The 21776-nt window shown below is 65.7% G+C and carries 15 protein-coding genes; 4 read left to right on the top strand and 11 right to left on the bottom strand.

The annotated features are described in order from the left end of the window. Positions 1 to 581: 581 nt before the first annotated feature. Entirely contained in the window at positions 582 to 1034 is a 453-nt protein-coding gene (locus CYFUS_RS53685) for a hypothetical protein (protein ID WP_232537266.1), read from the top strand. A gap of 296 nt (positions 1035 to 1330) precedes the next feature. Here CYFUS_RS53685 and CYFUS_RS49620 read toward each other — a convergent pair whose 3' ends face one another. The 5 genes from CYFUS_RS49620 to CYFUS_RS49635 all read right to left on the bottom strand — a co-directional run bounded on the left by CYFUS_RS49620 (position 1331) and on the right by CYFUS_RS49635 (position 8021). Further along, complete coding sequence (locus CYFUS_RS49620; protein ID WP_095991616.1) at positions 1331 to 2830, bottom strand: glycoside hydrolase; 1500 nt, start codon at positions 2828 to 2830, stop codon at positions 1331 to 1333. Positions 2831 to 2870: 40 nt separating this feature from the next. After that, positions 2871 to 4508, bottom strand: a complete 1638-nt coding sequence (locus CYFUS_RS49625; protein WP_198316407.1) for a BNR-4 repeat-containing protein — start codon at positions 4506 to 4508, stop codon at positions 2871 to 2873. A 189-nt stretch (positions 4509 to 4697) separates the two neighbouring features. Then, positions 4698 to 4826: an SEL1-like repeat protein gene (locus CYFUS_RS52140; RefSeq protein WP_198316408.1), complete on the bottom strand. Its 129-nt coding sequence runs from the start codon at positions 4824 to 4826 to the stop codon at positions 4698 to 4700. A gap of 345 nt (positions 4827 to 5171) precedes the next feature. Beyond that, entirely contained in the window at positions 5172 to 6872 is a 1701-nt protein-coding gene (locus CYFUS_RS49630; protein ID WP_198316409.1) for a PQQ-dependent sugar dehydrogenase, read from the bottom strand. 591 nt (positions 6873 to 7463) lie between these two features. Then, positions 7464 to 8021 carry a TetR family transcriptional regulator gene (locus tag CYFUS_RS49635; RefSeq protein WP_157759113.1) on the bottom strand — a complete coding sequence of 186 codons (558 nt, stop codon included), beginning with the start codon at positions 8019 to 8021 and terminating at the stop codon, positions 7464 to 7466. Positions 8022 to 8345: 324 nt separating this feature from the next. On the opposite strand from CYFUS_RS49635, the gene CYFUS_RS49645 reads away from it, so the two are divergent. After that, complete coding sequence (locus CYFUS_RS49645; RefSeq protein WP_095991621.1) at positions 8346 to 9851, top strand: carboxylesterase/lipase family protein; 1506 nt, start codon at positions 8346 to 8348, stop codon at positions 9849 to 9851. A gap of 324 nt (positions 9852 to 10175) precedes the next feature. Here CYFUS_RS49645 and CYFUS_RS49650 read toward each other — a convergent pair whose 3' ends face one another. Then, complete coding sequence (locus tag CYFUS_RS49650; RefSeq protein ID WP_095991622.1) at positions 10176 to 12344, bottom strand: M4 family metallopeptidase; 2169 nt, start codon at positions 12342 to 12344, stop codon at positions 10176 to 10178. A gap of 241 nt (positions 12345 to 12585) precedes the next feature. After that, the gene (locus tag CYFUS_RS49660) at positions 12586 to 12786 is read right to left on the bottom strand and encodes a hypothetical protein (protein ID WP_198316410.1); all 201 of its coding nucleotides are present in this window, start codon (positions 12784 to 12786) and stop codon (positions 12586 to 12588) included. Positions 12787 to 12815: 29 nt separating this feature from the next. Here CYFUS_RS49660 and CYFUS_RS49665 point away from each other — a divergent pair, with 29 nt between their 5' ends. After that, positions 12816 to 13307, top strand: a complete 492-nt coding sequence (locus CYFUS_RS49665; RefSeq protein ID WP_332468450.1) for a DUF6607 family protein — start codon at positions 12816 to 12818, stop codon at positions 13305 to 13307. A 161-nt stretch (positions 13308 to 13468) separates the two neighbouring features. On the opposite strand, the gene CYFUS_RS49670 is transcribed toward CYFUS_RS49665, so the two are convergent. From CYFUS_RS49670 to CYFUS_RS49680, 3 genes are all read right to left on the bottom strand, one after another. Then, positions 13469 to 14596 carry a hypothetical protein gene (locus CYFUS_RS49670; RefSeq protein ID WP_157759114.1) on the bottom strand — a complete coding sequence of 376 codons (1128 nt, stop codon included), beginning with the start codon at positions 14594 to 14596 and terminating at the stop codon, positions 13469 to 13471. Beyond that, positions 14593 to 16812, bottom strand: a complete 2220-nt coding sequence (locus tag CYFUS_RS49675) for a TonB-dependent receptor (RefSeq protein ID WP_198316411.1) — start codon at positions 16810 to 16812, stop codon at positions 14593 to 14595. Before CYFUS_RS49675 ends, CYFUS_RS49670 begins: the two co-directional genes overlap by 4 nt. A gap of 122 nt (positions 16813 to 16934) precedes the next feature. Further along, positions 16935 to 19625, bottom strand: coding sequence for a kelch repeat-containing protein (locus CYFUS_RS49680; RefSeq protein ID WP_198316412.1), 2691 nt, complete (start codon positions 19623 to 19625; stop codon positions 16935 to 16937). A 329-nt stretch (positions 19626 to 19954) separates the two neighbouring features. Between CYFUS_RS49680 and CYFUS_RS49685 the strand changes: the two genes are divergently transcribed. Further along, a complete protein-coding gene (locus tag CYFUS_RS49685) occupies positions 19955 to 20839 on the top strand; it encodes a hypothetical protein (protein WP_157759115.1) in 885 nt (294 codons plus the stop codon). 190 nt (positions 20840 to 21029) lie between these two features. Here CYFUS_RS49685 and CYFUS_RS49690 read toward each other — a convergent pair whose 3' ends face one another. Further along, on the bottom strand, positions 21030 to 21452 hold the full coding sequence (locus CYFUS_RS49690; RefSeq protein ID WP_157759116.1) for a hypothetical protein: 423 nt from the start codon (positions 21450 to 21452) through the stop codon (positions 21030 to 21032). Positions 21453 to 21776: the final 324 nt, after the last annotated feature.

The following is a 21776-nucleotide window of genomic DNA, read 5'->3' on the forward strand; positions in this document are numbered from 1 at the left end:
CGCCGTCAGGCACTCCCGGGAGGTGCGAGGGAGATTGTGGCGGGTCTCCTCGCTGCCAGACGCCTTGGAGGCGCGCAAGACTCGCTGACGGCAGATCGGCAGCGCGGGAGCGCCCGGACTCGGTCGGGCAAGGAGCAATTCGTCGACGTCCGGCTGGGGGGCGGTGGGCCTCTTGACGGCGCCCAACTCATCCGCAGCCCAAAGCCCAGGCTCGGGTGTTGGTGGAAGCACGCGAGTGTTGGGCGAGCGTGCGACCGGCGCGGCTTGATCGCCTGGCTGTCCCACCACGGGTGCCCCCGCTCCCGCGGGCACGTACCGGGGAACAGGCACTGGGATGGACGGAGCTGGAGGTGGAGCTGGAGCCACTGCCTGGGCATGAACCGCCGTGGCGACCAGCACGCCGAGCCCCATCACGCGGGAGGTCATTCCGAAGACTCCTACTCAAAACGTCATGCTCCGTGCTTCTACCCCCGTTTCCATCGCCCAGGCAAGGCCCCCTCCGGGCGCCTATAGTGCGTTCCCGCCGCCTGCGGCGATGCCCATCCCCCCTCCTCTATCCGGGGGTGGAAGTGACCCTCGGCGTGACCAATGTGCAGGTCTCGCTCCTTCGCCGCGAGGCCGATGTGGCGCTGCGTCTGGACAACAATCCGGCGGAGGGATTGGTGGGCCGCCGCGTCGGTCGATTGCAGTTCGAAGCCTACGCCGCGCGTTCACTCGTCGAGCGGGTGGGCCACAGCTCAGGGGAGTCGGAAGATGCGCACGTTCTCTTCTCCCTTGCGCACCTAGACGAGGGCGTCGTGCGTCGGCAGGTAGAAGAAGCGGTTCTTGACGAGCTCGTGCCATCCGCCGAAGGCGCCGGCCTCCCACGGTGGCGCCTCGCTGAGCTTGAGGGTCGTCGGATCAACCTCGAAGGTCCGCTTGCGATTGACAAGGAAGGGGGCGGGGTGGGAGCGATCTTGGAGCACCTGGGATTGCCCATGGCAGGTGCGCGCCTGGCCCCAGCGCGAGGGCCACCCCAGGCCGCGTGGTGTTGAGGCTCGAGCAGCCACAGCCCTCAGGCCCCCCCCTGTCGCCCCTCCAAGGAGGGCGGACCCGGCAGGCGTGTACCCCAAGGGGTCTCCACTTAGAGTGCACCGCCATGGCTCACAGCTCGTGGGCTCCCCTCCGCGGCCTTCCTCTGCCCCTCTGCTCCCCCCGCTGCCCTCGACCTTGCCCCCATTCCTCTTATGCGCCAGCAAGGTGGTCGTGAGGAAGACGAGTCGATGGAGGGAAACCAAGGTCCGAGAACATTAATCGGGATGGCGGGAAAACGGTGAATGGGCTGCTCGCCTCAAGGGGAGAGGCCCTGGATCTCGAAGGTCTGGACGGTGTTGGCGGGGAACCACGACCAGAAGCGCTTCCCGCTCAAGCTCGTGTCACGGTATTGCGCGTACCGCTCTCCCCCGCTGGCGGTCACCGTGGTCCAACGGGTGATGGGGCCGCTGACCGTGCCGAATCGGGACAAATCATAGTCAATCCACTGAGCCGTCGCGAAGTTCACCGTCACCACGACCAGCTTGCGGGCCACGGCGTCATAGGCGAACACGGTGTTCCGGTCATCTCCACTCAGCAGGGTCATGCCCGGCCGGATGTGTCGGCTGAACTGAGCCATGACATACCATTTGGCATTGGCCGTTCCGATCCAGTTGTCACCGGGGTTGGACTGGACGAGGCCCCACCCCCCACTGTCGAACGGCTGCCAGTAGACCCAGGCGGTCGGGTGGTACTCCCGCAGATCGCGCATGATGGAGTCGGCCATCGGCATGCCGCTGCCGTCTCCATCCCCATACTCGGAGACCCAGCGCCGCTTGCCGCTCGTGGCCGAGTAGAGGGGACCCCGGTTCGGCCCCCGGTAGGGCTCGAGGCCACTGTAGCCGTGCACGTTGATCTGGTTGACCAGCGCCTTCGTGGTCGCATCGAAGGCGTTCCAGGTGCTGAGCGCCCGGTCCGGAGAGTTCTCGTCCGAGGCGGCGATACCCACGCCCTGGAGCCCCCGGTTGTTCAGCTCGGTGCGGAGGTAGCCGAGGACCTGGCGTTGCGTGGCGTTGTCGAAGTGACAGCCTTCCTGGTTCTTGGGGTACGTCCACCAGGTTTCCGCCGGCTCGTTGAACGGCTCGACCGTGGTGAAGTTCACCCCCCAGTGGTCCTTGGCGTACTTGACGACGGTGGCCAGATAGCGAGCGAAGTCGCCATGGTTCCAGGACTGGAGGTTGTCACCGCCACCATTGCTGCCCGCGGAACTCTTGTTGTAGTCCATCCACCACATGGGTGAGTTGGAGAACGCCTCGAAGACGTTCGCACCGCGATCCCGTGCCTTCCACATCATGTTGCGCTGCCGGGAGTCCATGTTCCAGTCGAAGCTGGAAGAGGAGGGATCCGTGCTGGACCAGTCGAGCCAATAGCCAGGGATACGCTTGAAGTCCGGGAGCGTGCTCGTGGGGGGATAGAGGGGAACGGTTGTCCCGACGGCCCGGGTGCCATAACCGCCGATGTTGTAACGGACCACGTTCATGCCGAGACCCGGCACGGAGTAGGTGCCCGCGTTGGTGGACAGGCTCACGGAGGCGTTCTGGGTGAAGACGGCATCCGCCAGGTCCTCGCGGTCACCGAAGGCATGGGCCCACCATGCCAGCGAACAGCCCCACCCCTGCCACGTGCCGAAGGTGCTGGAGGGGTTGGGCGTGACGACATAGTCGGCCCGCGCCTGGGTTCCACCGAGCGTCAGTGCGGCGACGAGCGAGGTCGCGGCACCGACCGCCCATGAGAAGGATTTCCTTGTTTGAATCGACATGTCATCTCCCTGGCGCGAGTGCTGTCCTTCGTGTCGGTCGTTACCTTCCGAAAAGCGGCTGGGCGAGGAGCCGCGACCAGCGGTACGTCCTGACATCGTAACGGTTGATGATCCACTCCCCGTCTCCGCTGCCCCCCTGCCGGTACTTGAAGAGGAAATCGCCCTGTGGGCCCCGGTAGAAGCGGGGATAGGTGGCCTGCGTCTCCAGTGTTCCCACCATGGGCTGACGGGCGAACGACGAGGCGACGAGCCCGCGCGACCGCCAGTAGGTGAGCGCATGGCCGTGCAGGTCGCCCGACAGGTGGATGTCGTGGTTGTCGTCGACCTCCAGCGTGAGATAGTTGTGGCTGTCCCAGCCCTTGAATTGATCATCGAGGACCTTGTAGGTCCATGCCCCGTCGCCATTGCGGATGGCGACCTTCACGCGCCGGTTGGCGTCGTAGTAGGCGACGAGCTGGTGCCGCTTGAAGACCACGAAGTCGAACGTGGCGGAGCTCCCGCCCCAGGCCCGGTCGACGCGGCTGGCGCGCCAGAGTTTCGCCGTCGCGTCGTAGCTCCAGACGACGAGATCCGTCAGGAACTTGTCCGGGCAGGTCGTCTCCGTGGGCTGCGACACGGAGAGCGCGCGTCCCGAGCAATCATAGGGCAGGTCCCGATTCGTGGGCATCGACTCCCAGCGCAGGTAATAGGTCAGCGCCGGATCCTGAGCGTCCCAGTGCAGCGGTCCATCCGTGGCGCCGAGTGAGGCGATCTCTCCCGTCCCGGAGATATCCGCGCTCCCCCCCTCCAGGCGGTTCTGATGGATCTTCCACTGACCGCCCTCGAGCCGGGCGTTGTAGACCTGGGTGGTCCAGACGGGCGGCACGTCCGCGGAATAGACAACCTTGTACGTCTGATAGGTCACGACGGGGCGGCCCTCGCCATCGAAGCCGACATTCAGGTTGTTGAGCACGCCCTGGTGGGTTTGGATCGGATCGACGACGGCGTGGGACGCGGTCGTGAGGGGAAGCGTGAGCTTCTCCCCGCAGGTGTTGTACCAGTTCACCAGATCCTGGCTCCGGGCCACCGAGACGCTGTGATTGGTCTCCACCGCGGGCGTCTCCCGCCACACCCAGGCCATGTAGACCCAGGGCTGGCCCTGGCCCTGGGCGTTGCCCGAGGGATACGCATTTCGCTCCACGTTGTCGTTCCAGAGCGACGGCATGCACCCACGGGGTGCGCTCCCGAGCGGATGGGGGAAGCGAATCTTCCCCGAGTTCACGAGGGCCGAGTTCCGCACGGTGCCGAGCACGCGCAGCCCATGGACGTAGAGTGGCTGCCCGCCGACCGCCGCGAGGACGCTCTCCGGAATGGCCACGTGGAAGCGATAGCGTCCGTTGCCCGCTCCGCACCGCTCTCCGACCGCCGACTCGGCCATGAATTGCGAGGCCCCTTCGAGGACCAGCTGGCCCCGGGGCTCGTCATACGCCGAGGCTCCGGCATAGACATGGATCCGCAAGGAAGCCGCGACCCCCTGCTGACAAGTCCACCCGTGCAGGAAGTACTGGTCTCCCTCGAGCACCACGCCGTCCAGCTGACCGATGACGGCGCCGGGGTCGGCCAGTCCCTGGAAGGGCTCCGCCACGACCAGGCGTGGAAGCAGCAGAGCGCACAAGGCGAGAAAGCGCGACGTGACCACGGAGCCTCCCTGTGTCGTTGACATCCCCAGGCCGGGGACGTCACCAGCTTAACCCCACCTCGGCGAGGAAAGCATGCAAAACAGGTAAAACCTCGAAGCACGGACCATTCCCTTCAAGGTGGCTGTCTTCGAGGCGTCCTGGAGAACTTCAGCCATGGTGAGGACCTTCTCAGGCCCCCATCCCGTGGCCTACCTGGTGCCACAGGCCAGGGCGAAACCGGCCTGGCGCGCACTGTTGGTCAGCTCGAGCGCCCGCTTCCTGTCGACCGCGACTCCACGGCCCTCGTCATAGCAGACTCCGAGAGCGTAACAGGCCATGGCCTGGCCTCCCGTGGGTGTTGAGGCTCGAGCAGCCACAGCCCTCAGGCCCACACCCCCTGTCGCCCCTCCAAGGAGGGCGGACCAGGCAGATTTCTTCATGTGGATGCCCTATCTGCCCGTCATGGTGGGCATGTTCGGTGGAATTGTCTATCTGGCCCTCCATGGCTCTCAGGGATGGGCGTTGTTCTTGGGGCTGGTCTGGCTGTGGTCGTCACGAGGGTTCTTGTGGGGGCTCATCAATGTGGCCCGCCAGCCGATCCAACACATGAAGCTCACCGGTAAAGGGGGCTCCTGGATCGGCGGATGGGACCGGGACGAACCCGGTCCCATCGTGACGCTCGACTACCGAGGGGTCAGCTTTCGCAGCAAGCCGTCGCCACCGTCCCTGAGGTACCAGATGCTGCCGTCAGGAGACACCTTCAGTGCGCGCACCCTCCCGGTGTACACGTCGTTCGCGCTGCGGCCGTAGCGCTCGACGCCCGTGACATTGTTGGTCGCCGGGTCGATCACCATACGGTACAGCGCGATGGACGAGGTTCCGCCGATCAGCGCGGAGCCCTTCCACTGGGGGAAGAGGTCGCCGTTGTAGAACGCCAGTCCGGACGGAGACATGGAGGCGGTGGTGGAGAACCAGCCCCAGTATGCCGCCGGCGGCGTGAACTGCGGAGCGGTGTCATGCCGCGGATACGGCTGGCCCGGCAGGTAGGCATCGCCGTTGTAGCGGTTGCCGTTGTTCACCAGCGGCCAGCCGTAGTTGGCGCCCTTGATGATGAAGTTGAACTCGTCGCCGGAGGCGGGGCCCATCTCACTGAGCCACAGGTTGCCGCTGCCGTCGAACGCCAGGCCGTAGGGATTGCGGAAGCCCTTGGCCCACACCTGTCCGCGCACGCCGCCCAAGGACGCCTCGGGGTTGTCGCTGGGGGTGCTGCCGTCGAGGTTCAGGCGGATGATCTTGCCCAGCGCGCTGTCCGTCTGCTGCGCGACGTGCCCACGGTCACCATTGGCGGCCGGGATGTCGCCATCGCCCACGGCGAGGTAGACGTGCTGGCCATCCGGCGCGAACGCGATGCGCGCGCCCGGCTGACCGCGGACGGAGTAGCTCGACGGCTCCTGCCAGATGACCTGGAGGTTGGACAGGCTCGCGGTAGCGCCGCCCTCATCGAGGCGCGCGGACGCCAGGGTGAGGTGATTGTTGTTGTCCGCGCCCTTGGCCACGTAGCTGAACCACAGCTTGCGGTCCTGGGCGAAGGTCGGCGAGGTCGCCACGTCGTGGAGACCGCTCTGGCCGCCACCGCCGTTGGCGCCCACGGAGACCGGCAGGCCGCTGACGGACGTCTTCACGCCGGCCGGCGTCACGATGTACATGCGGTCACTCTTCTCGGTGACCACGATGCGGCCGTCGGGCAGGAAGTCCAGACCCCACGGGTTGGTGAAGGCCGCCACATCGGTGATGTTGAACGGCGCCGCGGGCTCCGTCTGGTTGCCGGTGACACGCGCGTTGTATGACACGGTGGGCGCCGTGCCCGGCTCGGCGGGGGGCTGCGGGTCGGTCGGATCCGGATCTGGCTGGCTGCCGCCGCTGGTGGCGTAGACCTCGAACTCGTGCAGCGAGTAGCCGTAGGGGCCGCTCTTCTGCGTGCCGTACATCGAGACGTAGCGCGCCAGGACGGGCGTGAACGAGATGTCTTCCGTGCCCCCCTGGCCGTTGGTCTTCGTGTGCACGGTGCTCCAGGTGGTGCCGTCGTTGGAGACCCGGATGGTGTAGGTGGTGGCGTACGCGTTCTCCCAGTGGAGCACCGCGCGGCCGATCGACTGCTCACTGCCGAGGTCGATGGTGATCCACGAGGGGCTCACGAACTCCGAACTCCAGCGGGTGCCCAGGTCTCCGTCGTTGGCGTTGGCCGCCTTGAACGCCTCGGGGTTCTCGGTGCTGCTGGCGGTGATGGGCTTGTTCAGCGCGAGATTGACCGGTGCGGTCTGCGCGAGGGCGCATGGGGCGGCGAGGCCGGCCAGCAGCAGAAGCGGGTGTTGCACGCGACGCATTGCGGAACTCCATGTTGTTTGAGTTGGGTCGCAGGAAACCCGGTTGGCGACAAAGCGGTTTCCTTTCCCAGAACGGGCGAGAGCGCCGGATTGGGATGTCTGTCTCATATCACGACGAGATGCACCCAGGCGCGAATTCACGGGGTGCATGCACGTGAATTCTCACGCGTCCTTCGAGGGGAGCGGGAGCGCCGTCTCTGGAGTGCGGGTTGTCTTCCATTGCATACCTTGCGTGCCCATACGCTGGGTGCGGGTCTGCTGCGGACAAGGGTAGATGAATACAGATTTGTTAGAAGACAAGAGCAAGTGAATATGGATTTGTTGGAAGACAAGAATGAGTGACAGGTTGATGGGAGGACAGGCTCGCCGACCGCGCTGTCGAGACGCGGAGGGGGACGGGGGCGGGCGGGGTCGAAGGCGAAGAACGCGCTCCCGTGGGCACTCGCGAGCGCTCGGGAAGGTGTCTCGGGAAGGTGTCAAAGGACTCGTTCTGACACCTCTGCGCCGTCCGGTGGCCCGCGAGTTCCCGTTACGGGCATTCGCCCTGAAGTCATGCGGTATGGCGATGCTGTTGGTGCTCCTGAGTTCGGGTCAGCTCTTCGGTCCGGCCGGGCCTCTGACCGCGGAGACCGCCTCGCCGTACAACTGGTCGAGCGTGAGCTCCGCGCTGTGGCGGAGCGCATCGGCGGCGACATCCAGGCAGGCCAGCGAGCACGCGACGATGGCGGCGGCCCGCACCCGTGAACGCGTCCCGCGCTGGGCGCCCAGGCGTTGCTCGACCAGTGGGACCAGCACCTCCTGCCACGCGGCCATCTTGACCAGGTAGCGACTGCGCAGCGAAGCACTGCTGTGCACCAGCATCGCGACCTGCCGGGCGTGCTCCGGGGATTGCGCGCTCGGCAGAGCCTCGGCCGCTCTCTGGAGCGAGATCCAGACGTCCTCCTCCGGCGGGCGCGCCGCGAAGGCCGTGGTGAGGACCGCGCACTGCTCGGCGGTGTCGCCGAGGACGATGTCTTCCTTGGTCCCGAAGTACCGGAACAGCGTCGCTCGTGACACGCCGGTCTCCGCGGCGATCTGCTCGACCGTCGTCGCGTCGAAGCCGTGCTCGGCGAACAGCGCGAAGGCCAACTCCTGCACCTTCTGCTGCACGGCGTGGCGGGAACGGTCCCAGGCGGTATCTCTTCCGGTCACTCGGCTCACAGCCGCCCATCCTACGTCGTGACCGTTCACTGGATTCGGCCCGCGGGCACACCCCTCTGGTGCTCAAAGGACAGGCACCCCGGAATGGACCCATCCCGGCCGAGGCGGTCCAGATCGGTTTTCTCGATGGCGCATGGCATCCAAACATCCGGAATGACTTGGCTTTTCAGCCCCGCCGACCCGTGGGTGGTTGTCCGGCGCGACGTGAGACCTTGACTCGACATGATACCGAGTCTCATATTGAGACTGAGTATCAACCGCGAGGGAGGTGCCATGCACATCGATGTGTCCGTGAGGCAGGGCGTAGTCCGGGGCCAGCAGTCAGGAGGGGTGGCGACCTTCCTGGGAGTGCCGTACGCGGCGCCGCCGATGGGGCCACTGCGCCTGCGACCACCGCAGCCGGTGCGGCCCTGGGAGGGCGTGCGTCCCGTGCTCGATGCTGGGCCCAGCGCACCGCAGCGAGCCCTCGACTCCTTCGCGGGGCTGGATGCCTTCGCGGTCACCGGTGCGCGTTGGCGTCGCGGTGACGACTACCTCACCCTCAACGTCTGGGCGCCTGTCGACGCGGCCGCTCGGCCGGTGGTGGTGTACGTGCACGGCGGTGGGCTCGTGCTGGGCACCAAGGACGCCGCCGTCTACGACGGCACGGCGTTCGCGCGTGACGGCGTGGTGGCCGTCGCCATGAACTACCGGCTGGGCGTCGAGGGCTTTGTCCCGATCCCCGGCGCCCCCACGAACCTGGGCCTGCGCGACGTCATCGCCGCCCTGCGCTGGCTCCAGGACAACGTGGCCGCCTTCGGTGGGGACGCCGGCAACGTGACGGTGGTTGGCGAGTCCGGCGGAGCCATGCTGGTCGCCTGTCTGGTGAGCAGTCCCCTCTCGGTCGGGCTGTTCCGCCGTGCCGTCGTGCAGAGCGGGCATGGCTCGGCGGTCTACCCGGTGTCGATCGCCGAGCGCACCACCATGGCGTTGGCACGGGCGCTCTCGGTGACGCCAGATGCCGAGGGGTTCCGCTCCGTGCCGCCCGAGCGCGCTGTGCAGGCGCTGCACAAGGTGTCCCGCCCTGGAACACTCGACCTGCGCGACGCCAACGGCTTCGACCCGTCCTTCGGCCTGGGTGTCGTCAACCCGGTCCATGGCGACGACGTGCTGCCAGTACATCCGCTGCTCGCCCTGGAGCGGGGGGCAGGCGCGGACGTGGACCTGCTCATCGGGACCACCGCGACCGAGGCCAGCTACTGGTTCGGCCCCACCCGGCTGTCGTGGCTGCCCACCGGGATTTCACGCCGCCTGCTGCGCCGCATCGCGCCACGAGCAGACGAGTTGTTCGATGCCTATGCCGAGCAGGCCACCTCGCGCGCCGAGCGTCGGGGTGGAGCGGTTCTCGCCCGGGTCCTGACCGACATGGCCTTCCGCTGGCCGGCCCGCCAGTTCGCCGCCGCCCACCAGGGCCGGACGCACGTCTACGAGTTCGACTGGGCCTCCCCCGCCGCCGGGGGGCGAATGGGTGCGGCGCACGGCCTCGAGCTGCCGTTCGTCTTCGACACCCTCACCAGCACCACCGGCCGGCGCGGCATGACAGGGATGTCGGCGCCGCAGGAACTGGCGGACTACGTCCACGGCACGTGGGTCCGCTTCGTCACCGACGGGCACCTGTCCTGGCCCACCTTCGATTCCCAGACGCGAGCGGTCCACCAGCTCGCGGCGCGCACGACGATCAGCGAGCCAGTCATGCCGGCGGCCGCCTACACGCCCGTCGTCGCGCCGATGACGGTCTGAGCCTCTCTCTCGCGGTTGGCGCTCGAGCCGAGAGGACCCGCCCCCCAACCCGCCGCCGTCCTCCACACCTCACGCGGACGAACATGTCCAAGTCGAACGTCCTCCTGCGCAACTCGGCGGGAGTCTCCTCTCCGCGTCTTCTCCTCATCGGCTCCTTACTGACCGCTGCGCGGGGCTTCTTCTGCCCCTCTGCGCCCCCCACTGCCCTCGACATTTCCCCCATTCGCCCTCGAAGGTGCGCGCCGCCATCGACGTGCTCGTCGCGCGCATCCCGGAGCGGCTGTCGAGTGCCACCCGTCCGCTCGAGGTGCCCGCCAGACTTTCTCAGGGCACGGAGAGCGTCAGATCGACGCCCGTGTAGGCCGAGAACCCCTTGAGCATGACGTAGTACGTGCCCGCCTGGCTCTGGCTGAGAGTACACCGCTCGCTGTTGCCCGAGAGATAGGGGCGGCAGTCGTACGCGGTGGAGGTGGGGGCCGAGCCGAACTTCACGTAGAGGTGGACATCACCCGTACTCCCTCCCTCGCCCGGTGACAGGGTGACGGTCACCGCCTGCCCGGCCGCCGCGTTGTACGTGAAGAACTGCTCGGAGCTTGAGGTACCCGAGAGGTTCGGGAAGACATACGCGCCCACGGGCGGTGTGAACGATGCCTTGAGGGAGACGCCCGAGTAGGCGGAGAAGCTCCGCAGGATGATGTAGTAGATGCCGGCACTCGGCGTGGGGAAGGTGCAGGACTCGGTGTTGCCGCCCAGATAGGGCCGGCAGTCGAACGACGACGTGGTCGGCGCCGAGCCGAACTTGACGTACAGGTCCACGTCACCCGTGCCTCCGGAGGCCTCCACCTTCAGGTGGGTGGCGCCCACTGGCACGGAGATCGAATAGGTGCAGCTCACGCTGCCCGAGGCGCCTGAGAGGCCGGTGAGCGCGGTGCCGTTGGCCAGCGGAGGGCACGGCGCGGGGACCACCCCGACGCCCACCGCCTGCCATGCCTGGGTGACGGAGGTCCTCATCCCCGAGCCCGTACCGTAGAGGGCGTCCGCGGCCAGCTCGGTGTAGGTCTTCGCCTGGGCGAGCGTGGTGCTGGCGGTGAAGTAGTCCGTGTTGGCCTTGTAGAAGAGGCGCCCGGCCTTCTCGACGCCAATGCCCGTGACGGTGAGGGTGCTCCTGCCGCGCGGGTGTTGGCCGCCCTTGGACAGCAGCGTGAAGGCCAGATCGCTGATGCCCGCGAGGTCGTGGACGTCGGAAGGCAGGGGCGTGTAGTAGTCGAGCGCTCCATGCGCGGCCGGGTCGGCCATGCTGTAGACCGTGCCGCCGAGGGACGTGTCCTCGCCGATCTTCCAGATGTCCGCGCCCGTGGACCAGGTACCCGTCGTCCAGCTCTCGCAGACGGCGGCGAGGATGTTGGACAGGCTCTCGTTGAGGCCGCCGGGCTCGCCCGAGGAGGTGAGGTTGGACGTGGTGCTGATCAGCCCGTGGGTGAACTCGTGCGTGATGATGTCCATGTCCATGCAGAGCGAGCCGGTCGTGACGCCATCGCCGTCGCCGCACACCATCTGGCTCCCATTCCAGAAGGCGTTGGTGTAGTTCGTGCTGTAGTGGACGGTGGCTCGAAGCTGCCCGTCCGCGCCGTCGTAGGACTGCCGGTTGAAGAGGATGTTGTAGCAGTCGTAGGTGATGCCGAGGTTGTCGTAGGTCTTGTCCACGACGACGTCACTCGTGGGCGGGGCTCCCTCGGCCCGCTTCAAGGTGCCGGGAAGCGAGGTGCCGTTGTTCGCCGAGTAGACGCGGCGGCTGCGCGCGTTCTGGATGTCCGAGTCACGCAGGACGGGAGTGCCATCGAGTGCGTCCAGGAAGACGTGCTCCTGGACGGGCGTGCCGAGGTGCTCACCCGTGACCAGCACCTCGTAGGCCAGCTTCAGCCGCTGGTCCCGGGTGGAGCGGGCGTAGAGGAGCCGGGGCTCGCCCTCCACACGTACGCCGCCCGGGGTCGAGTCGAGCGCGGCGCGTTGGAGGGCCTCGGGTGAGACCCTTGCCTCCTCGGGGTTGGGGGCGGACTCGCCGTCGCGCGCCGAGCCGTTGGCGGCATAGACGCGGCCGGACGTATCCACGTGGAGGATGAGCTCGTGGCCGAATACGGGCAGGCCGTTGCGCACCTGTGCATAGCGGATGTGCGTGTGGCCCTGCTCGTCGCGCGAGGCGCGCTGCACGACGAGATCCTCGGCGCGCAGGTGGAACACGGGGGCGACGGCGGCCAGCGTGCTGCTGACGCGCTCATGGACTTCGCGTGCGGCGAGCCCCCGCACGGAGCCGCCCACCGAGCCGAGTTCGCCGCGAATCATGAAGGGGACACCATCCTCGTGCGTGCCGATGATCTCCGCTGAGGGCAGCGCGGCGAGGGCGGAGTGGGCGTCTTTGGTGGTGGTGGGTGCTTCCGTTCCTCCACAAGCCGCGAGCGAGAGCGACAAACAGGTTGCGAGCAAGCGATTGCGCATCGACGGGTTCCTCCACTCGCGGCGGAATGCCGCGAAGGGAATCCATCATGCATTTCCGTGCAGTGCAACCAGGACACTGGAATGGGTCGTCTGTCTGGTGTTGCATCCCCCAATGACTTCCAACCCTCTCATGCGCGCCTGTGGTGGCGGCGCTCACCGCGTGGCTGGTGCGAGGCGGGCGGCCCACGTGGATGCAGGCATTGGGCGCGCTGCTCGTCATTTCCGGCGTGAACCCGCCTGTTCATTCCAACTTCGACGTGTGGTGCAGGAGCGCCTTCCACACGCCGCCGCGCTGCTCCCAGACGGCGCTGAAGGCGAGGGTTATCTCGAGCAGGCCCGAGCCCTGGAAGTCCACGCGCGCGAAGTAGACGCCGTTGATGAGCGCGACGGAGCCGGAGACGATGCGGACATCGAACCGCTCTCCCCCCTCTGCCCTCGACATTTCCCCCATTCCTCTTATGCGCACAGCGGCTGGAGTGGGAGTGCGGCGACAACTTCGCTCCCATCCCGGGACGGGAGACGCGGGACATGAAGCGCTCGGACTACCAGGCGCTGGTGCACGGTACCCGGCTGGTCACGTTCCCCTCGCACTTCGTGGAGCGGCAGAAGAACGTGAAGACGGTGGTGGCGGGTGAGGAGCGCAAGCCGCTGGCGGAGGAAGTGGGCCGCAACTGGTACCTGCGGATGCCGGAAAAGGATTGCCAGCAGGCGATGGACTTCGCGAAGCCGAGGTCGGCCTACTGGCGGCTGCTGCAGGAGACCTGGGCGGAACTGTTCGAGCAGGTGGATGACTTCACCGAGGTCACTCCACCCGAGGCTCCTCCGCGTTTCATGAAGTTGATGGAGCTGGAGGACGAGGTGCTGCCCCGGTTGGCCGAGCCGGCGGGGAAGGTCGAGGCCAGGAAGCGGATCCTGGAGATCATCCAGACCTACCGCCCCGCTGCCGCAACCAAGGCCCCCTGACCAGGAGGCTAGTGGTGAGGGGGCTCGCAGGCGCACTTCGCGTGGTGGAGTACCGCTCCAGAGTCACTACGCCGGATGCGACCTGGAGGGGCCGGAGACGGGTTCTGGCCCTGCTCCAGGGATAGGCCCTCTGTGTGGCCCCGGCGGCCCGGCGTGGCGCGTCATGGACACGCGAAGAGCGCATCCAGGGCCGCGACAGCGGCGGGGATGTCTACCTCCTCCGGATGGGCCCTCTGCACCTCGCGCTCGAGCGTGTCCGCCCTGGCCTCGTCCCTCAGACGAGCCTCGCGATCCATCAAGGGCACGAGCACCTTCAAGAAGGCCCAGCGCGCCTCCCGCGCTTCGCCGGAGGTGCACGACAACTCCTGGAAGCGCTGACGCACGATGACGGCCATGCCACGCAGCAGCGCCGCGTCGAGCTGCGAGCGGGCCCGATCCCGCAGCTCGAGTTGGGTCGCCGGAGTCGCCCGGTCCAGATCCCTCCAGCAGCGCACGGCCAGCGTGGCATCGTACGCACGCTCGTGCGTCTCGGGTGCCAGCTCCCTCACATAGCGAGCCAATCCCACGGCCTCGTCGCGAGGCGTTCCGCCCGTGTAGTAGGCCCAGGCACTGTCGCAGTCCGCGTCCTTCGTCGTGCAACTCGTCACCTCGGACAGGGGTGACACGTAAAGGAACCAGAGCAGCGCCGCCTCGATGCGGGCCGCGTTCACCCGGGGCGTCTCTCCTCGCATGCCCGAAGCAAAGGACTCGTTGATGAGCGGCCGCAGCTTCGCCGGACCCACGCAGCGCTCCGGGTAGTCCGCGGGAATGGATGCGCTCGAGTTGCAGGCCGCGGGAGCCGCCGGGTAGTGGATGTCCTCGCGCCGCTCCACCCGCGAGCCCAGCCCCTCCGATTCGGTGTAGCGCAGGCGCGCCTGAGTAAAGTCCTCCACAGTGGGCTCCTTCGTCTTCATCCACAGCGAATCGGCGATGAAGTCGAAGGCCGCCACACGGCCGATGGTGGAGATGCTGGTGTAGAGGCGGTGGTAGGTGTTGTCGTCCGAGATGCACACCGCCCACGCGTCCTGAGCGGAGCCCGCCACGCGCGGCTGGTAATCAGTCGCCAGCGGCGTGCAGTTGGACACGTCCTCCGTGTACTTGGGCCGATCGATACATTCACCTGACGCATCGGTGATGGGCGCCGGCTCGTCCGTGGGCGGGGTAACATCGCCATGACAGGCGCAGAGGAGCGCGACCAGTGTCAGCGAGGGGAAACGCGGGTACAGGGGCTTCAATCGAGATGTATTCACTTCAGGGCTCCTTCGAGAGAGACGCTGATCCCCCGGCCCGGGCCATTCACACTCGAGCCGTGGTAGCGGTAGGGGGTGTCCAACAGGTTCTCCAGGACGAGGCCCGCGGTCAGCACCCTGTCCAGGCGGTAGGAGAGGCGGGCATCGAGCACGGCGAAACCCGGAGTACCTCCCAGGGGAATGCGTGCATCCGAGCGGTCCGCCACCGCGAGCCGCGTCTGCGCGGCGGCCCAGCGCAACGCCCCGCCCGCGCCCAGACCTAGTGGGTGGGTCCAGGAAAGCTCCAACGTGCCATTGAGCGGAGGCACGCGAGAAAGCGGTACCCGGTACTCGAAGGGAATGGAGGGGTCCGAGGGCGGGTCCCCGAGGTTGGGTCCCTCTCCCCAGGTCCATGCGCCCGTGAGGTTGGCAACGAGGCCCGGAATCAGACGCAGCCGCGCGGAGGCCTCCACTCCCCTCAGCTCGGACAGTTCACGTGCGTTGACAAGCTGGAGGCGTGACCAGGACGACACGCACTGAGGGGTGTTCACCGGGCAATCCCCACTGTCGCGCGGGCGCTTGCCCACGGCATCTTCCAGCAGCATGGAGAAGGCCCAGAACTGGAACGTCACGAGCGAAGTGCGGACCCGGGTGCCGATCTCGAGGGTGGTGGCCCGCTCGGGCTGGAGGTGCGGGTTCTCGAACTGGAAGCCCGGACCGGTCTGCTGACGTGAGGTGAGATCGTCGAGGTTGGGTGCCCGGAAGGAGCGGTCCACGTTGGCCAGCAGAGTGAGTCCCCCGAGGGGCGTCCATTCCACTCCGGCATGACCCACGACGGGCCACCACGAGCGGTTCACGGGGGCGGAACCGGACTCGGCATCTCCCGGAGCGTGCGCTGTGATCCATGAGGCGCGTGCTCCGGCGCGCGCCACGAAGCGTTGGGGCAGCGAGAGCTCTGCGTCCAGGAAGGCACCTCCATAGAGGTACCAGGAGCCATCGAGGTATTGGCCCCGGCTTCGCCGCACGGACAAGCCTACGTCGGTGAAGCTGGTCGTGGACGCGGAGTGCAGGAGGTCCACGTAGGTCTCCACGCCATAATCGAGCACCAGGGGGTGCCCACCGGGTAGCGTCAGGGGCCGAGCATGCGCCCGTCCCGTGAAGCCCAAGGTATCCACATCATCCGTCCCGAGCGAGGAGACGAAGGAGGCGGGGCGGTCGTGACGACGGCGCTCGTGCTGGCGCTGCCAGGACAGGGTGAATCGAGCCTGCTGGGCCGGAGCGCCGAGCACCGTGATGTCCCAGACAGCGTAGGCGAGTGTGCGGAACTGCTGCTCATAGCGCAGACACTCGTCGTAGGGCGCATAGGGAGGCGCACACTGGTCCGTCCGAGGCGCATCGTACTGCCGATAGAGATAGCCGGCCAGGATGAGGGTGTGACCCGGAGCGGGGCGCCACACCACCCGCCCGTCGGCGGTGAGTTCGTTGAAACCCGTGCCGAGCTGGGTGCGTTGATCCGGGGCGAAGCGGGGCACATCGGGGAGCCCCCCGTCGGTGGGATTGAGCACCGGTCCGCTGCTCTCCAGGAGCGAGACCTGGCGAGCGCCAACGCCTCCCATGAAGCTCACTTGGTCATTCCAGCTGGCCTCGAGCTGAAACCGGCCACCCCTCTCCCGATCCGCGCTGGTGCCGCGCAACCGCAATTGGGGACGGACTCGAAAGCCTTCTCCTGAAAGAGCAGGCTCTAGCGGATGGGTCAGGATGACGCCGCCGAGGGCATCCGAACCGAAGCGGGTGGAGCCTCCCCCGCGCAACACCTCGATGGAGTCGATGGTGGAGGAGTCGAGGGTGAAGAAATACTGGTTGGGGCCCTGCCGATAAGTGCTGTTGTTGAGCCGGATGCCGTCGAAGAGAAGGAGGGTTTGCTGGCCCGTAAGGCCCCGAATGAAGGCGGAGCCCTGGCCGTGGCCACTCTGTTGAACGAAGACGCCGGGCTCATAGCGCAGCGCATCGGGAGCGGAGCGCGGCAGGCGGCGCTCGAGGTCCGAACGGTGGACCGTGCTGAATGCTCGCCCTTCGGGAAGCTCCTGCTGCTCGTTCGTCGTGGCTGTGACCGTCGTTTCGCGTTGAGGGTCCTGGTGCTCCGCCTGGACTTTCGTCGATGCGCCCAATGCTCCCGCGATGAAGAGTGCTCCGATGAAGGAGAAGAATCCGGGGCGTGCTCGAGTACGAGCGTGCACCCCCTGTGGCTCACCCATTTTCGGTGCCCGATGAAGGAAGAGCCCACCCCTACTTTCACGAAATGAAAGGAGGGGCGGAGCATGTGGAGCGGACCTGCGCTCAACGGCCCTGGCCCATGGGGCTACGGTGAGAACACTTCCGAGGAGACATCTGAGAAAGTCGTCCCGATTCCGGCAACCGCCAGCACCTCGCCATTGGGAAGCAAGGTGAGTGTGAGTTCGTAGCGAGGCAGTTTCATCGATCCGAGCGAACTCCAGGTTCCGGTACTCGGGTCATACAACTCGGCCTGCTTGAGGATGCCCACGGCGGCGTCGTGATAGCCACCAGCCACGAGCACATGGCCTGTCTCCAACAATACCGCCGCATGCATGGAGCGCTTGTAGGCCATGCTAGCGGTACGCGACCATGTGTTGGTAACCGGCTCGAAGATCTCCGTCGACGCCGCACTAGCGACTCCCTGCCCATTACCGGTGAGGAGAACCCGACCATCCTTCAGCAAGGTCGCCGTGTGCCCGACACGGGCTTCGGTCAAGAAGTACCTCGTCCAGGAAGCCGTCACAGGATCGTAGACCTCGGATGACGCCAAGGCAGTTCCGCTGGCATTGAAGCCTCCGGCCACAAGGACCCGGCCATCCTTCAGCAAAGTAGCCGTATGCCTATAACGGCCATCGTTCAAACCACCCGTGTCCACCCAGGTGTTGGTGGTTGGATCATACAACTCAGCCGTTGTGCTCGCCGCCCCTTCACCTCCAACGGCCAGGACCTGGCCACTCGCCAGCAACGTCGCCGTATGACGGGCTCGCGCTTTCCGCATGGACGAAGCACGCGTCCAGGTATTGCTTTTCGGATCATACAAGTCGGCTGCGCCATCTGGCCTGCCTCCGACACCACCGGTCACCAGGACACGACCACTCCCGAGCAAGGTCGCCGAATGATGCCGCCTGGAGGCCGACATGGGAGCGGCGTCGCTCCAACTTGCAGTCGCCGGATTGAAAAAACGCACACTGGTATTTGTGTAGCCACCAACACTGAACACCCTGCCGTCGTCCAGCAGCACCGAGCGATGATACTGCAAGACACTGCAGCCTGGAGGCAGAGGGCTCTCTGGAGTCGACCCCTTGCACATGGGGGTTGGATGGTCGCCCCAGCTCCAGCTGGGAATGATGCTCAGATCACTCAGCACTGGAGAGACCGGAAGGTCCTTGGTGCGAAGCACGACCCTCAGTTGCAGGTATCGGCCCGTCACGCCGTCAGCCGTGAAGGACTTGGCGCGAGTGATCGGGAAGATGGGCTGAGACGGCAGCGCCCCCAGGTCGTCCGCGGCCTGTCCGGAGACCTCAATGCTCGTCTCCGCTGGAATGGAGCCTTTCGGCTCACGATTCCAATGGACGGTGCCCCATGCGGTTCCCGGCTTGCCGCTGTCATATGTGACGACCCACTCGCCCTGTCGCACGGTGGAGTTGCGGTACTGATACCCCGACATGTCCCAGTAGGAATACGGGTTGCCACCGGCAGGAGATGACTCGACAATCCCGGTGAGCGGATTTACCCTCGTCACCGTGTCACTGTCGTGATTGGATGTCCAGGGGAGTTGGTGACTATCAATCGTCACGCCCAACGTCCCAGCCGGCGTGTCATAACTCGCATGGTATGAAACGATATCTGTCGTAGGGTTCCGCTTGAAGTGCAACAACTTATGGTTTTTATAGCAAGCTGCCCAGATGTCGCCGATGCCATCGACGGCCACCCCACGGGTATACCCCTGGCAGTCCGCAGAAGAACTGACGGCCACCTTCTCGAACATGCCCGTGGTGAAGTCTACCCTGAGCACTCCGCCCTTCTTCTCGCCGCCGTCGTACTCGATCCAACGACCCAGCCAGACGATTCCCTTACGATCCACCGCAATACCATAGGTAGGCACGTCGGATTCGACCTGGGATACCACATACTTTCCCGCCGAAGCCTTCGGATCTATCTTCCTCAACTTCCGACCACCCACATCCGAAGTGTAGATGAACCCTCCGGGTCCAACGGCAAGCCCATAGATGTTGGCCCCACCGCCACGCTCCGCATTGAGGTCGATGGGATCCTTCAACAGTTTCTCGCCGGTCTTGCCACTCAGCTTGTACAGCTTGGAAGAATCATAGCCAGCCAGCCAGATATTTTGATCACCGTCTATGGCGATCGAGCGGCCCAGGTCTCCTTTCTCCGCGTAATTTTTCGTCCAAAGAAGGCACTCATCCTCCTGACCAAGAAATTCCTTGGCTTTCCCCTCCTCGTTGCCGATGATCCCGTCTCTGTTCAGATCGCTAGAGGTGTCAATGCGGCCATTCTTATTGCGATCCACACAGTAGCCCAACGAGCCAGCGATCTTGGTGACCGAGGCCCTCGTGTGGCTGCCATTGAGGCAAAGTCCACGGTTGGCGACGAAGGCATTGTCATCACCATCCACTGTTGTTCGCGAAGGAGAGTTGCAGTTACCAATCATATTCGGATCTTCCACATCTGGAAGACTGCCATCCCAGTTTTGCTTCAGCACGGAGTGGTACTTGGCCACCTGTTTTCTGGTATCCGTATTGATCTTTGTGACCGTACCGTTGATATAGTTGGCCACCCAGATAAAGGGGGGGACCTTCGGCAGTTCACTGATCTGTAGTTGATCTTCATTGGGTGGATCATGGTTGAGCCCATTGAGCGTGCCCTCATCGAAATCTGCGTTCTTCGTGTAGGTGCGATCCGCCAGTGCCACGCCGGAAGACCCCAACGACAGCAAGAACATCAATGCGGCGGTATTTGCTCTGAATAGTGTCACGAAGACTCCCTCATGGGCTTTGACACACCTGGTCACCCGGTTTCTTGAACGGGGACCAGCGCGAACAGCAAGCCATGTGCCAATGCCCTCGAGGTCATGTCCCTGAAGTGTGTACTTCTGGAAGAAACAAGAGATTGGACGGATCTGTCCACCTGGCTTCAGCTTCGGACGAAATCGTCCAACTCGTCGACCTCGCTGGAGCATCAACACAGCACCGAGGATTGCCACGTCTGCCAAACCGTGTAACCATCCATGCCCCCCGACACATGAGCCCAAAATTCATTGAATTGTCTTCTCGGTATGGAATGACGTGGTTTTGCACCCTTGTCATGGTTACGCTCGCCAGCACCGCTGCTTGGGCGAGCGAGCCCTCCGAAGTACATGCCACCTGGCATCAGGTTCCCTTTGAAGCGAAGGCAGTGCGGAGGCTGGACCTCTTCAGGAGCAGTGCGCTCAAGAGGGAAGATCTGACGAATGTGGCAGCGGGTACGGTCGTCACCGTCCTTGCCATGGTGGGCGAGAAGAGCTGGGAGGGAAAACCTGAGCAGGTGGTGAAGGTCGCACTGGATAGCCGGACCACGGACTATACATTCCTGTCTCAACTGGAGCCTCTGGGGGCGAGCGAGAGGCTCTCTGCGGACGACGCCAGTGCATTGCTCTTCTCGCAAGTGCCGAAGAGTCGGCGGGAGTGGTGTGCACAGTTTGCCCGCCGCCTGTTGCTGTCTTCGAGGAGTCCGCGGACGCTCACCTACTCCGGCTCGCCGGATTCCGACTGCGCGGGCTACTTGGCGTTGGTCTCGGGTATCGGCAAGAGCGCTCGCGTGCTGGCTCACACCCGTCGGCAAGCGCTTCAGTCCATTACCCTCCACGAGTTCGCTTCAGCCCCGGCGGTGCTGGACGTCACGGAGTCACTCAGGCGCACCGAGCGCGTCAATGGGATAGGCCGCTTCTTCCTGTCGCTGAGAGGTTCCACGTTCCAGGAGCTGCTCTCGGTGGACCTCCGGCGCGACGAGCTGGAGGGGCCCCACAAGCGCTCGTCGCTGGCGGAGGTCGAGGTCAAGCCCTCGGAACAGGGGTTGGACATCGAGGTGCGCCAGACCCAGCTCCGGACCGAGCTGGCCACGGGCGTCGAGAGTAACCTAGTGCATGACACGCTGCACTACCGGTATGCGGGTGGCAAGCTGTCCGCGTGGCAGCCACGGGATGCGAAGTGACTTCTCCCAATTCGGCGCGGGCACCTGCGCCGAAGCCTCCGGCTTGACAGGCCCCTGGTGCTTGGCGGGCGGCAGGGGCTCCACGTCATGAGACGGGGGGTTGCCGTGAAGCCGTAACAGCTCGCCTACCCCACCTGGATGGGGCGAGGATGGGTCCGCTTGGTGTCAAGGTAGGGCGAGGCTGCGTCAGTCAGTTTTGGTCGGGAGCGTGACGGGGCCTGGCTGCTCGATGGCGGCGAGCGGCAGGTAATGCGAGGAAGTTGATCTCCGAGACGAACGCGTTGGAGAAGCGGCTTCCCCGGGGCTGCCCGAGGATGTTGCGGGGCCCCGTCTCGTTGAGCAGGGGGCCGCCGTGGCACTGGCCGCAGGCGCCCTCGGGCCGGAAGAAGGCCCGGCCCCGCTTCTCGGACTCGGTGTTGCCCTCGGGCAGTGCCGGCGCCACGCCCGTCCGCGCGTGGTTCTCCAAGGCCTGGGAGAAGAACAGCGTCTGTTCGAAGCTGGCGATGCCCGCCAGCTCCCGGGCGGTGGGCTCCCGCGTCTCCTGGGCGTGCCCCATGATGGCGTCGTGGGCCTGGGCCGTGAGCAAAGGGGCGCGCCCATCCTGCATCAGCACGGGATCCAACGCGGGGGTGTCGAGTGTGCTCGGAATGCCACGCCGCAGTGTGAGCTGGGTGGCCCACGGGTCGAAGAGGAGCCGGGTGTGGGGGGCAACGGGAGGGAGACGAGGACCGTCGCGTGCTCCAGGAGCCGCTGGTAGCTCAAGCCCGTCGTCCCGTCATCGCTATCGATGGCCCGGAACATGGGCGCGTTCGGGTTCTGCTGGTAGAGCGCCTGCAACTGGGCGCCGGGCCACCAGCATCCCGCTGCGCTCGTGCGTCGCGCTGTAGACGCCCGGGCCCAGGTAGACCACCGCCAACCCGCCCTTACGGATCTTCTC

Source organism: Cystobacter fuscus, from assembly GCF_002305875.1.
Taxonomy (GTDB): Bacteria; Myxococcota; Myxococcia; order Myxococcales; family Myxococcaceae; genus Cystobacter; species Cystobacter fuscus_A.

Bases quoted from the DNA above. Each gene is read 5' to 3' on its own strand.
- CYFUS_RS49645 (WP_095991621.1), top strand. From the start codon at position 8,346: ATGCACATCGATGTGTCCGTGAGGCAGGGCGTAGTCCGGGGCCAGCAG.
- CYFUS_RS49630 (WP_198316409.1), bottom strand. From the start codon at position 6,872: ATGCGTCGCGTGCAACACCCGCTTCTGCTGCTGGCCGGCCTCGCCGCC.
- CYFUS_RS49660 (WP_198316410.1), bottom strand. From the start codon at position 12,786: ATGTCGAGGGCAGAGGGGGGAGAGCGGTTCGATGTCCGCATCGTCTCC.
- CYFUS_RS49685 (WP_157759115.1), top strand. From the start codon at position 19,955: ATGGTTACGCTCGCCAGCACCGCTGCTTGGGCGAGCGAGCCCTCCGAA.
- CYFUS_RS49650 (WP_095991622.1), bottom strand. From the start codon at position 12,344: ATGCGCAATCGCTTGCTCGCAACCTGTTTGTCGCTCTCGCTCGCGGCT.
- CYFUS_RS52140 (WP_198316408.1), bottom strand. From the start codon at position 4,826: ATGGCCTGTTACGCTCTCGGAGTCTGCTATGACGAGGGCCGTGGAGTC.
- CYFUS_RS49620 (WP_095991616.1), bottom strand. From the start codon at position 2,830: ATGTCGATTCAAACAAGGAAATCCTTCTCATGGGCGGTCGGTGCCGCG.